The sequence below is a fragment of the Corallococcus sp. AB018 genome (assembly GCF_003986945.1).
GTDB classification, from domain to species: domain Bacteria; phylum Myxococcota; class Myxococcia; order Myxococcales; family Myxococcaceae; genus Corallococcus; species Corallococcus exiguus.
Genome location: NZ_RAWR01000153.1, coordinates 1 through 12770, shown reverse-complemented (window position 1 = coordinate 12770; position 12770 = coordinate 1). Strand labels below are relative to the sequence as shown.

Below are 12770 nucleotides of genomic sequence, written 5' to 3'. Positions count from 1 at the left end.
GTTGCGGTGTCGATGGGAGAAACACGATACTCCCGCGCGAATGCTGGCCGCTCAAGAACTCGCGATGGACAGTGATGGGCAGTGGCTTTTCCGACAGGGCGACCTGGTGCTGGGGCCCATCACCGCGTCCCAGGTGGTGGAGAAGCTCTACACGGGGGAGCTGACCCCGGACAGCCAGGTGGCTCCGGCCGGAGAGCGGGAGTTCCGCAACCTCCGGGACACCGCCACCTTCCAGGTGCACATCGCGCGCTTCGAGGCGCAGGGCCGCGTCGCCCAGACGATGCTCGTCGAGCAGGCCCGCAACCAGAAGCGGGTGAAGGTGCTGGCCGGCGTCGCCGCGGGCGTGGCGCTCCTGCTGGGCGTCACCGGCTGGTACCTGGCGCGCAACGCCGCCGTGTACGGCCTGTTTGGCGCGACCGAGGAGGGCGACGGCATCACCATGGACCCGCCCACCATCCGCCTGGCCCAGGCGCGCGGGGATGACGAAGACCTCTTCGCCTATCCGTCCAACGACCCTCGCCGCCCGGATCGCCCCGCGGGGCAGGGCAGCACCCCCGCCAAGCCCGCGGGAAGTGGCGCGGTGGCCAGCGCCGCCGTCGCCGGCAACCGGCCGCCGCCCCGCACGGGCAGCGTCTCCACGGATCCGGACGGCCTGGAGATGGCCCAGCAGTTCGACCAGGGCGCCATCAACCGCGTCGTCGCGGGCAACCAGTCCAAGCTCTTCCGCTGCTTCAAGGAAGAGGCCGAGCGCACGCCCGGTCTGGCCGCGAAGATCCCCATGGAGTTCGTCATCGGGAACGACGGGCGCGTGAACAAGCTGTGGGTGGACAACCCCCAGTTCAAGCAGGGCCCACTCTTCGAGTGCCTCTTCGCCGAGCTGAAGAAGTGGCCCTTCAAGGCCTACGACGGCGAGCGCGCCACCGTGGGGCTTTCGTTCAATATCGGCAAGCGGGGGTAGGGCGACTTTCTTGCCCACCCTCCGGACGTGCCCGATACAACAGGCATGTCCGCCTCTGTCGCCGAAGTCGAAATTGCCAAGAAGGCCATGAGCGTCCCCCCGGGGACGTTCCGCCACACCGTCCTGCTCGCCGCCAAGCGCTTCAAGTCCACCTGGGCGGAGCTGGGCAAGCTGCTCGTCCAGGTCCGGGACGAAGCGAAGTACGAGGAGTGGGGCCACGCCTCCTTCGAGGCCTACTGCCTCAAGGAGCTGCACATCAAGAAGCAGACGGCGCTCAAGCTCACGCGCTCGTTCAGCTTCCTGGCCAAGCACGAGGCCCCGGAAGAGCTCCAGCAGCACGAGTTCCCGGAGAAGGCCCCCGCCTTCGAGGTGGTGGAAGTCCTGGCCGACGCGGAAGAGCGGGGCCAGCTGTCCCCCACGGAATACAAGTCGCTGCGCGACAGCATCTGGAGCCCGGAGAAGTCCCCCACGGAGCTCAAGAAGGAATTCGCCGAGCGCTTCCCCCGGCCCCCGCCCGAGCCGCCCCCGGAGAGCCTCCAGGTACGGAAACTGGCGCAGCTGGCGCGAAAGCTCGCCTCCGAGCTGGCGGGAAGCCGTCGAGTCCCCAACGCTGTCGCCGAGCGGGCGGCCTCCCTGGCGGACGATGTCGAAGAACTCGCGTCGAGCGTGACGGACGCCTGAGTCGCTGTTATCCAAGACCGACCCGTTGACCTGGGCTGAACGCTCGGAAGGATAGGGCGCTTCCACCGGGCTTCCTGCCCGAAGGGGAGGGCCCTATAGTGGGTTCAGGGCCTGTAGGTGGGCTTGAAGCCGTCGAAAGACGTGGGCGGCTTCGCGGGGTGATGGAGTGCGGTGGTCGGTGGAGAAGGTCCCGAACCGGGACCGGCGAACTCGGAGGCGGCAGTGAAGAAGGAGCACCACGTCAACCTGTCCTGCTCGTTCTGCGGAAAGTCGCAGCGCGAGGTCCGGAAGCTCATTGCCGGACCCACGGTCTACATCTGCGACGAGTGCATCAAGCTGTGTAACGACATCATCGCGGACGAGAACGAACGCGAGGAAGGCAAGCCGCAGGTCAGCCTGCCCACGCCGCTGGAGATCAAGGCGTTCCTCGACGACTACGTCATCGGCCAGGACCAGGCGAAGAAGGTCCTCTCGGTCGCGGTGTACAACCACTACAAGCGCATCTATCAGAAGAAGCCGACCGCCCGGCCGCGCCCCGGGGTGAAGGCCCCTGGCGGCGAGGACGTGGAGCTGCAGAAGAGCAACATCCTGCTCATCGGCCCCACGGGCTCTGGCAAGACGCTGCTCGCGCAGTCCCTGGCGCGCTTCCTCAACGTCCCCTTCACCATCGCGGATGCCACCAGCCTCACCGAGGCCGGCTACGTGGGTGAGGACGTCGAGAACATCATCCAGAACCTCCTCCACAACGCCGACTATGACGTGGAGAAGGCCGCGCGCGGCATCGTCTACATCGACGAGATCGACAAGATTGCCCGCAAGGGCGACATGCCCAGCGCCACCCGCGACGTGGGCGGCGAGGGCGTGCAGCAGGCCCTGCTGAAGATCATCGAAGGCACCCGCGCCAACGTCACCCCGCGCGGCGGCAAGAAGTACAACCAGCAGGAGTACGTCCAGGTCGACACGACCAACATCCTCTTCATCTGCGGCGGTGCCTTCCACGGCATCGACGGCGTCATCAAGCGCCGCGTGGGTGAGAAGGGCCTGGGATTCGGCGCGAAGATCACCCACAAGGAAGAGCGCAGCGTGGGTGAGCTGCTGGCGATGACCGAGCCGGAAGACCTGATGAAGTTCGGAATGATTCCGGAGTTCATCGGCCGTCTGCCGATGATCGCGACGCTCAACGACCTGAAGGAGGATGACCTCGTCACCATCCTCACGATCCCGAAGAACGCCCTGGTGAAGCAGTACCAGAAGATGTTCGAGATCGAGAAGGTGAAGCTCACCTTCACCAAGGAAGCGCTGCGCGCCATCGCTCGCGAGGCGATGCGCCGTCACTCCGGAGCGCGCGGCCTGCGCGCCATCATGGAGGACGCCATGCTGGAGATCATGTACGACGTGCCGTTCCGCGAGGGCGTCAAGGAGTGCAAGATCACCGAACAGGTGATCACCAAGCACGAGCCTCCGCAGATCGTCATGGAGAAGGAAAAGAAGACCGCCTGAGGTTTCCCCCAGACGGTCGGTGGTTCCATCCGGCGCCCCTCGCCTCCAGCAGGCAGGGGCGCCGTGGTGTTTCTGGCGCCAGGTGCTTCAGTTCTGCGTGACGCGCACCGTGGTCTTCATCTCGCGGCCGGTGGCGGGGTCCTTCGCGCGCATGGTGAGGATGCCCTCCACGCTCACGTCGAAGATGATCTCCACGTTCACCGTGCCGGCCTTGGCGGGCATGATCCCGGAGAAGGTGAACTCGCCCAGCAGGTCGTTGCGCGCCACCGTGTCGTGGTCGCCCTGGTAGATGCGCATGGCGAGCTCGGTCTGGTTGTCGATGCTCGTCGTGGCCAGCAACTGCTTCGCGTTGGGGATGGACGCGTTGCGCGGGAAGACGACGTGGAAGCCGCCGTCGCCGCGCTCCAGGCCAATAGCCATGGGAATCACGTCCAACAGCTGGATGCGCAGGTTGGTGTTGTCCTCGAGCGAGTGCGCGTAGAGCGCCGCGCCAATGGCCACCGCCTCGTCCGGGTGCACGCCCTTGCTGGGCGGCTTGCCGAAGAACTTGGTGAGCCGGTCCTGCACGACGGGCATGCGCGTCTGGCCGCCCACCAGCATCACTTCGTCGATGTCCTTGGTGGACAGACCCGAGTCCACCAGCACGCGCGCCACCATTTGCAGGGTGCGGTCCACCAGCTGGTTCGTCAGCTGCTCCAGCATCTTGCGCGTGAACTTCATCTCGATGTTCAGCGGCTGGCCCTGCGCCGTCATCGTGATGAAGGGGATGTTGAAGGGCACTTCCTCGCGCGCGGACAAATCAATCTTCGTGCGCTCGGCCAGGTCCTTGATGCGCTGCATGGCCACCGGGTCCGTGGCCAGGTCGATGCCCGTCTTGGCCGCGAAGTCCTTGAGGACGTGGTGGATGATGGCGTTGTCGAAGTCGATGCCGCCCAGGAACACGTCGCCGCCGGTGGCCTTCACCTCGAAGACGCGGTCGCGGATTTCGATGATGGAGACGTCGAAGGTGCCGCCGCCCAGGTCGTAGATGACGACCTTCTCCTTCAACGTCTTGCCCACGCCGTAGGCGAGCGCCGCCGCGGTGGGCTCGTTGATGATGCGCACCACCTCCAGGTCGATCAGCTTGCCGGCGTCCTTCACGGACTGGCGCTGCCGGTCGTTGAAGTACGCGGGCACCGTCACCACCGCGCGCTTGATGGGCGTCTTCAGGTAGTTGGCGGCGACGTCGCGGATCTTCCCCAGGATCTTGGCGCTGATCTCCTGGAGGGTGAATTCCTTCTTGCCGACGTCCAGGGTGACGTCGTTCTTGGCGCCGGCGCGCATGTTGTACGCGACGGCCTTCTTCATCGTGCCGACGACGTCGCTGCTGAAGTTGACCCCCACCAGGCGCTTGGAGCCGTAGACGGTGTTGCGCGGGTTGAGCTGCCACTGGCGCTTCGCCTCGAAGCCGATGAGCTCGTTGCCCTTGTCGTCGATGGCGAAGATGGAGGGGATGGTGTACTCGCCGCCCTTGTAGGGGATGAGCTTGACGTTCCCGCTGTCCTCGACGATCGCCGCGCACGAGTTCGTCGTGCCGAGGTCGATGCCGATGATGGGCTCCTTGTGCATCGCGTGTGGGCTCCGGGTGAGGCGTTGCGGCGGATGGGGTGTGGCTTGCCGGGACCGTATCTCACCCGTCCCGGGTCCGCGAATCGCGAACCATCCGTCATCCGACGGACGTCCTCAAACTTCCAGCGCGCCTGGACCTTCCACCCCTGGCCGCCCGCCTGGCCGGGTGGGACACGGCCGGCATCCAAGCGCGCGACCCCGAACACACCGCCCGCGAGGGCAGGGCGGGTCGCTTTACATCCCTAGGGCCGGGAACGAAGGTCAGCCCCAGGGGTTCACATGCGACGGCGAAGCGCCGTGGCTACATCCGAGAGACCACCCATCCACAGAGGGGAGCCGCCGTGGAAGCGAAGGGCTATCTGCAGGAGGTGGGCGCACAGGTCAGCGCCGACTTCGTCAAGAACCGGTCCATCCTGTCCTTCGAGGAGTACCTGTCGCTCTTCTTCACGGACCCGAAGGGCCAGTCGCGCAACGCGGCGCAGTACCTGCGGGACGTGATGGACCACTACGGCACGGAAATGGTGCCGCACCCCACCGGCACCATCCGGCGCTTCAAGGTCTTCGACGTCCCGTCCGCTGAACATGACGGCCGCGTCGCCGGGCAGGAGGAGGTGCAGAACGCCCTCTACCGCATCCTGGGCAACTTCGTGCGCGCCGGTCGCATCAACAAGCTCATCATGCTGCACGGCCCCAACGGCAGCGCGAAGTCCAGCCTGGTCAACGCGCTGAAGCAGGGCATGGAGGACTACTCCCGTCAGCCTCAAGGGGCCCTCTACCGCATCGCGTGGGTCTTCCCGTCAGAGAAGCTGATCAAGGGCTCCATCGGCTTCGGCGAGCGCGCGGGCGCGAAGACCGCCGAGGGTGAGCTCACCACGTACGCCCACCTGGACGCGGAGGCCCTGGACCTGCGCATGCCCTGTGAGCTGCGCGACCACCCGCTGTTCGCGGTGCCCCCCACGGAGCGCAAGGCGCTGCTGGAGGGTGCGCTCAAGAAGAAGGGGCTGGGCAACGGTGACGGGTCGACGGGGGATTTCATCCTGTCCGACTACGTGCGCGACGGCGAGCTGTGCGCCAAGTGCCGCCGCATCTACACCGCGCTGCTCAACTCCTACGGTGGCGATTACCTCAAGGTCCTGCGCCACGTGCAGGTGGAGCGCTTCTACGTGTCACGCCGCTACCAGGTGGGCACGGTGACGGTGGAGCCGCAGATGAGCGTGGACGCCGCCGCGCAGCAGATCTCCGCGGACCGCACCCAGCTCAACATGCCGGCCGCGCTGCACAGCACGGTGCTCTTCGAGCCGCACGGTCCGCTGGTGCACGCCAACCGCGGCCTCATCGAGTACGCGGACCTGCTCAAGCGCCCGCTGGAGGCCTTCAAGTACCTGCTGGGCTTCAGTGAGACGGGCGAGGTGCCGCTGGAGCCCTTCGTGCTCCAGCTGGACGAGGTGCTCATCGCGTCCTCCAACGAGAAGCACCTGAACGCGTTCAAGGAGCTGCCGGACTTCGCGTCGTTCAAGGGCCGCATCGAGCTGGTGCGCGTGCCGTACCTGCGCCGCTACAAGGTCGAGCAGGAGATCTACGACGCGCAGATCACCGCGACGTCCGTGGGCAAGCACGTGGCGCCGCACGCCACGGAGGTGGCCGCGATGTGGGCGGTGCTCACGCGCCTGAAGAAGCCCATCCCGGACCGCTACCCAGCCAACGTGAAGCCGCTGGTGGAGCAGGTGGCCCCGGTGGAGAAGCTTCACCTGTACCAGGAGGCGGGAGTGCCCGCGCGGCTGTCCTCCGCGAACACCAAGGAGCTGCTCAAGCTGCGCGAGGAGATGTACGAGGAGTCCGACGCGTACCCCAACTACGAGGGGCGCTCCGGCGCGAGCGCGCGCGAAATCAAGACGGCCCTCTTCAACGCCGCGCAGAACCCCGACTTCAAGTGCCTCCACGCGCTGGCGGTGCTGGAGGAGTTGCACGCGCTCTGCAAGGACAAGAGCGTCTACGAGTTCCTCCTCCAGGAGGTGATGGACGGCTACCACGACCACGAAACCTTCGTGCGCGTGGTGGAGGGCACGTACCTGGACCGCGTGGACTCGGAGGTGCGCGACTCCATGGGCCTGGTGTCGGAAGGCCAGTACCGCGAGCTGGTGGAGCGCTACATCCAGAGCGTCAGCCACTGGGTGCGCGGGGAGAAGATGCGCAACCGCGTGACGGGCGAATCGGAGAAGCCGGACGAGGCGCGCATGGCGGAGGTGGAGGCCATCGTGATGCCGCAGGGCGAGGCCCCCGCGGACTTCCGCCGCGGGCTGATTGCAAGCATTGGCGCGCACCGGCTGGACAACCCGGACGGCGCCATGGACTACCCGCGCATCTTCCCGGACATGTTCAAGCGCCTGCGCGACCACTACTTCGAGGAGCGCAAGCGCGTGCTGCGCAAGAACAAGGAGAACGTCCTCAAGTACCTCTCCGAGGACCGCAACCAGCTCTCCTCGCGCGAGCAGACGCAGGTGCAGGACACGCTCAAGACGATGGCGGAGCGCTACGGCTACTGCGAGTTCTGCGCGAAGGACGCCATCTTGTTCCTGATGCGTCAGCGCTACACCTGACGGGTGGCGGAGGGCAGGCATCCAGGAAGCCGATGCCTGCTCGTCTGCTTCCCAATCCGGGCCAGGGCTCGGGATGATGCGGCTTCGCACCGAGTTGCGCGTGTGTCGTCGTCTTTTCGTCCCTCCTCATCCTTGCGCCTGGAGTGTTGATGAACCGGTTGCTGTTGGGCACCCCCCTCCTGTGGGCCCTCGTGTCGTGCGCCAGTGCCCCGTCGCAATCCTCCGAGGACACTCCGGTCGCGACGCACACGCAGGCTCCGCTCCGGGTGGAGCGGGCGCTGTCCCGGCCCGAGCCCACGCCGCAACCGACGCGCAAGGCGATGGTGCGGCGCATCCTCCCGCTCAACGTGCGGCTGGTGACGACGGAGGACGGCAAGGTGCGCCGCTCGGCGTCGGGCGTCGTCATTGGCACGGAGGCCGGTGAGGCCGGGCCCGTCAGCTATGTCCTCACCAACGCGCACGCGGTGGAGCAGGGCGACCTGAAGGACCCCGTGCTCAAGGTCGTGTTGGACCGGCGCGCGGAGACGCACGAGTACCTGGCGGAGGTGGTGGCCACGGGCCAGGTGCCGGACGTGGACCTGGCGCTGCTGCGCGTGACGGGCGTGACGTGGCCCGTGGCGGAGCTGGCCGCGGACGACGAACCGGAGCCGGGCGAGGACGTGGTGGTGGCGGCGTCCCCGTACGGCCGCGCGCTGTCCATCTCCGGCGGCATGGTGTCCCAGGTGGAGTGGGACAAGGAGACGAAGCACCCGCGCATGCTGAAGACGGACGCGCCCATCGGCTATGGGGCCTCCGGCGGTGGCATCTTCAGCATCGAGACGGGGCGGCTGTTGGCCATCGTGGAGGGCTACCGCACCGCGAAGGTGGACTTCGAGGTCGCCTCCCAGAACTTCAGCTTCGACGTGCCCATGCCCGGCGAGACGTTCGCCGCGCCCAGCGCCAAGGTGCGCGGCTTCCTCCAGGCGAAGGGCTTCGGCCGGCTCTTGGAGCGCTCCGCGGACGCGGAGGGTGCGGGGCCTCAGAAGACGGCGAGTCGCTGATCCAACAGCCCCGGACCGAGAAATTGGTGCGGGCCTGATCCAGCGTTAGAGCTGCGGGCTCTTTCGCTGGAGGGTTCACGCGCATGTCCGCTCGGGGCAATTGGGATCAGTACTTCATGGACATCGCCCAGCAGGTGGCCACGCGCGCCACCTGCGACCGCAAGCACGTGGGCGCGGTGCTGGTGAGGGACAAGACCATCCTGTCCACCGGCTACAACGGCGCCATCCGCGGCCTGCCCCACTGCGATGAAGTCGGCCACATGATGGAGAACGGCCACTGCGTGGCCACCGTCCACGCGGAGGCCAACGCCATCATCCAGGCCGCCAAGAACGGCGTCGGAATCGACGGGGCGACCATCTACACGACCGCCAGCCCGTGCTGGCCGTGCTTCAAGCTGATCGCCAACAGCGGCTGCACCCGCATCGTCTTTGGCGAGTTCTACCGGGACCCGCGCATCTTCGAGTACGCCGCCCGGCTGGGCCTCCAGCTCGTGGGCGTGGGCGCCGCTGCCCAGCCGCCTTCGCCCGCCACCGGCACCTGAGGGCGGACGCGCTGTCCGGGGGTGGACAACCCCTGGACACGCTGATCGCCCGGGATGGGGTTCCCGTTCGTTGAATGACACTTGCGAGAGGTCGTAAGTGGCTGTTCCGACACGGGAATTTTAGAACTCCGGCAAGAATTACCGACCCAGGGTTGACGATCCCTGGGGTGCTCCCTAAATCCTGGCTCGGTAGGGCGGCGGCGGGGGTGGGGCGACGGAAATTCCTAGGAGTTCCAGGTGGTTAACTCATCTCTCATGGCTATCAGTGTGCCTTCTGTCCAGGAAGTGTCGGACCCGGTGGTGGGCGCGGCCCGCTACGACGCGGTTCCGCCCTTGATGGACAGCTTGCTGCACGACGTGCGCAACCCGCTCAACGCGCTCGCCATCCATCTCGAGGTGCTCTCCGAGAAGCTCAAGGGCGAGTCCGGCCAGGTGCCGGCCACCCAGGAGAAGAACCTCAAGGCGATGCGCGAGCAGATCGCCCGCGTGGACGGCCTGCTCAAGCTCTTCTCGGACTTCATCGTGTTTCGCGGAGCGGGCCCCTCTGGGGACGCGCCGCTGTCGGACGCCACCGGCAAGGCCCTGGACGTGCTGGGCCATGAAAGCCGCCGGCGCCGCCTCCAGGTCCAGCGCGACATCGAGCCGGACGTGCAGGCCCACCTGGAGGACACCACCGAGCTGGGCTTCTTCCTGGTGCAGGTGCTGATGCGCGCCTTCCATCGCGCGGAGTCCGGCTCCACGGTGGTCGTCTCGGTCCGCGCGGAAGGGCCGAACGCGGTGCTGGAGGTCGCGGACGGCTCCTCGGCGCCCGAGCGAGCGTCGGACACCGTGGCCGCGCTGACGCTCCGCGCGGCCCAGCTGGGCATCGAGTTCTTCGTGGAGGCGGGAACGTGCCGCCTCGTGTTCCCGCGCGGCTGAGGTTCCCCTCTTCGGGCGCGGTCGGTCTTCCATCCGGTTTCATCACGCTTCATCGCAGTGGAGGTTTTCACCTTGGGCAGCGCACGAATCCTGGCCGTGGATGACGAACGTGAGACCTGCGAGGCCCTGGCGGAGATGCTGTCCGCCTGGGGTCACAAGGTCGAGACCGCGTTCGACGGGCATGACGCCCTCCGCAAGGCCGGTGAGTTCCGGCCCGACGTCGTCCTGTCGGACCTCGCCATGCCGGAGACGGATGGCCTGTGGCTCTTGCGCAACCTGCGCGAGGAGCTGCCGGACTGCCCGGTCGTGTTCCTCACCGGCCGCGGCACCATCGACACCGCCGTGGAGTCCATCCGCGAGGGCGCCTACGACTTCATCGTGAAGCCGCTGGACACCGCGCGGCTCAAGGTCTGCATCGACCGCGCGCTGGAGAAGAAGGAGACCCTGCGCGAGGTGCAGACGCTCCGGCGCCGCCTCAAGCAGCTGGGCTCCACGGACCTCATCGCCGGCTCCACCGGGATGCGCAAGGTCATCGAGATGATGGAGAAGGTGGCCCCCTCCAAGGCCAGCGTCTCCATCAGCGGCGAGTCCGGCACGGGCAAGGAAGTGGTCGCCCGCACGGTGCACAACCTGTCCCTGCGCCGTGACAAGCCCTTCATCGCCATCAACTGCGCGTCCATCCCCGCGACGCTGATTGAGTCCGAGCTCTTCGGCCACGAGCGCGGCGCCTTCACCGGCGCGGATCAGCGCCGCCCGGGCGTCTTCGAGATGGCCCACGGCGGCACGCTCTTCCTGGACGAGTTGGGTGAAATCCCCATCGACCTGCAGGCCAAGCTGCTGCGCGTGCTGGAAGAGGGCCGCCTGCGCCGCCTGGGTGGCAAGGTGGAGATCGAAGTGGACGTGCGCGTGCTGTCCGCCACGAACCGCGACCTGAAGCAGGAGATCAAGAACCAGCGCTTCCGCGAGGACCTCTACTTCCGCCTCAACGTGTTCCAGCTGCACCTGCCGCCCCTGCGCGAGCGCCGGGACGACGTGCCCATCCTGGTCCAGCACTTCGTGGACAAGTTCCGCGGGGACTCCGCCAAGCGCGTCTCCGGCGTGCACCCGGAAGCGATGGAGGTGCTCAAGAACTACGACTGGCCGGGCAACATCCGCGAGCTGCGCAACGCCGTGGAGCGCGCCGTCATCCTCTGCGACGGGGAGCTGATCACCCGCGAGCACCTGCCGCCCGACATGGCCGGCAAGAGCCCGGAGCGCCACACGTTCAAGCTGCCGTTCGGCCTGAGCCTGGACGCCGTGGAGCGCGAGTACATCCTGGGCAGCCTCCAGCGGAACGGGAACAACAAGGCCCGCACGGCGGAGGTGCTGGGGGTGAGCGAGAAGACGCTCTACAACAAGCTCAACCGCTACGCGGCGGAGAACCGTGCCCAGGGCACCCCGGGTGGCGGCAGCCCCCTGGGTGGACAGGGCAACGACGGCCCCATGAGCGCCAGCAGCTTCCTGACCCGCTGATCCGTGCCCCGTCCCCCGGCTCGGCGACCTGCGGCCGCCCACCGCTGACCTGATGGGTAGGCAAGAAGGCCCGGATTCCGGGCCCTTGGCAGGGCTCCTGGAGAGCGCGCACGGGGCCTCCCCAAGCCGGCTTAAGCGGGCGGGGGAGGTCTCGAAAACCCCTGTCAATTCTTGACTTTTCCCCCCTGGACGGGGGATCATCCGGGCCTCTCCCACCCGTTGGTGAGGGCCCGGCCGGGACGTTTCATTTCGGGCCACGTCCGCCCCCCATGGTGCGGTCGTCCGACGTGAGTCATCTGGGGTGCCGCCGGGGGGGCACAAGGAAGGCCACAACGCAATGAGCGACGCGAGAGTACTTCACTTCTTCGGCGGCAAGGGCGGGGTCGGCAAGACCACGCTTGCGGCAGCGTACGCGGTGAGGCTCTCCGAAGAAGTGCCCAAGCACCGGGTGCTGGTCGTCTCGTTGGATCCGGTCCAGTCCCTGTCGGACCTCGTGAAGAAGAAGCTGCCGGCGAAGCCCACCAAGCTCCAGGCGGGCAAGGGCGAAGGCGGCCTCTTCGGCGCGGAGCTGAACCCGCCCGCGCTGCTCAAGCCGTTCCTGGCGGAGTACCTGCCGGCGCTGGCGAAGGCGGCGGTGAAGGGCACGCACCTGTCGGACGAGGAGATGGGCAAGCTCTACCAGCAGGCGGTGCCTGGGCTGGAGGAGCTGGTGGCCCTCTTCCACGTGGTGGAGCTGCTGGAGTCAGGCGACTACGACCGCATCGTGGTGGACACGGCGCCCACCAGCCACACGCTGCGCCTGTTCGACATGCCGGCGCAGCTGCGCAAGTTCCTGGGCTTCGTGAAGGCGGGCCAGGACCGCGCCGCCCCGGCCCCCAGCGGCAAGGGCAAGAAGGCGGCCGCCGCCGCGGCGGAGGCGACCCCCGCCGGCTTCCTGGATCAGGTGGGCCAGAAGGCGGAGAAGCTGCTGGCGCTGCTGAAGGACCCCGCGCGCACGGCCTTCCACCTGGTGGCCCTGGCGGAGCCGGTGCCGGAAGCGCAGACGCGCATGTACTTCACCCAGCTGCGCGAGCGCGGTCTGCCGGTGACGGAGGTGGTGGTCAATCAGGTGGAGGACCACGAGGGCTGTCCGGCGTGTCAGGGCCGCCGGGGTCTGCAGGCCCCCCACGTGCGCAAGTACCAGGCGCTGGACAAGACCGTACCCGTGAACCTGCTGGGCCGCCGCGAGGTGGCGCCCCGGGGGCTGGACGGGCTGAAGGAATTCGCCAAGGAGTGGGCGGCGGGCAAGGAGACCAAGGCGCTGGAGTTCAGCGCGGCGGAAGGGCCTCCGGCGCTGGTGCGCGCCCCGTCCATGCCTCCCATCGCGGCGCCTCCGCTGCCGCCCACGCGGCTCATCTTCTTCGTGGGGCAGGGT

Annotated in this window: 10 protein-coding genes; 9 read left to right on the top strand and 1 reads right to left on the bottom strand. The window is 67.5% G+C overall.

The features are described 5' to 3' along the window. The first annotated feature begins 40 nt into the window (after positions 1-40). The 3 genes from D7Y11_RS28240 to clpX all read left to right on the top strand — a co-directional run bounded on the left by D7Y11_RS28240 (position 41) and on the right by clpX (position 3139). A complete protein-coding gene (locus tag D7Y11_RS28240; protein WP_121752681.1) occupies positions 41-958 on the top strand; it encodes an AgmX/PglI C-terminal domain-containing protein in 918 nt (305 codons plus the stop codon). A 27-nt stretch (positions 959-985) separates the two neighbouring features. Continuing rightward, a complete protein-coding gene (locus tag D7Y11_RS28235) occupies positions 986-1639 on the top strand; it encodes a hypothetical protein (RefSeq protein WP_169826248.1) in 654 nt (217 codons plus the stop codon). Between the two features lie 222 nt (positions 1640-1861). Next, the gene (clpX, locus tag D7Y11_RS28230) at positions 1862-3139 is read left to right on the top strand and encodes an ATP-dependent Clp protease ATP-binding subunit ClpX (RefSeq protein ID WP_120577682.1); all 1278 of its coding nucleotides are present in this window, start codon (positions 1862-1864) and stop codon (positions 3137-3139) included. An 87-nt stretch (positions 3140-3226) separates the two neighbouring features. Here the strand turns inward: clpX and D7Y11_RS28225 are convergent, their stop codons facing one another. Continuing rightward, a complete protein-coding gene (locus D7Y11_RS28225; protein WP_120577683.1) occupies positions 3227-4747 on the bottom strand; it encodes an Hsp70 family protein in 1521 nt (506 codons plus the stop codon). A gap of 341 nt (positions 4748-5088) precedes the next feature. On the opposite strand from D7Y11_RS28225, the gene D7Y11_RS28220 reads away from it, so the two are divergent. The 6 genes from D7Y11_RS28220 to D7Y11_RS28195 form a co-directional block, all read left to right on the top strand. Beyond that, positions 5089-7344 (top strand): PrkA family serine protein kinase, encoded by a 2256-nt coding sequence (locus D7Y11_RS28220; protein WP_120577684.1) that lies wholly within the window; start codon positions 5089-5091, stop codon positions 7342-7344. Between the two features lie 149 nt (positions 7345-7493). Further along, positions 7494-8384, top strand: a complete 891-nt coding sequence (locus D7Y11_RS28215) for a serine protease (protein WP_126935253.1) — start codon at positions 7494-7496, stop codon at positions 8382-8384. A gap of 83 nt (positions 8385-8467) precedes the next feature. Then, complete coding sequence (locus D7Y11_RS28210) at positions 8468-8926, top strand: cytidine/deoxycytidylate deaminase family protein (protein ID WP_120563017.1); 459 nt, start codon at positions 8468-8470, stop codon at positions 8924-8926. A gap of 255 nt (positions 8927-9181) precedes the next feature. Next, complete coding sequence (locus D7Y11_RS28205) at positions 9182-9844, top strand: HAMP domain-containing histidine kinase (RefSeq protein ID WP_199753810.1); 663 nt, start codon at positions 9182-9184, stop codon at positions 9842-9844. Positions 9845-9916: 72 nt separating this feature from the next. Further along, on the top strand, positions 9917-11356 hold the full coding sequence (locus D7Y11_RS28200) for a sigma-54 dependent transcriptional regulator (RefSeq protein WP_126935251.1): 1440 nt from the start codon (positions 9917-9919) through the stop codon (positions 11354-11356). 337 nt (positions 11357-11693) lie between these two features. Beyond that, positions 11694-12770, top strand: a 1077-nt coding sequence (locus D7Y11_RS28195) for an ArsA family ATPase (RefSeq protein WP_148139233.1), incomplete at its 3' end; no start/stop codon positions are given.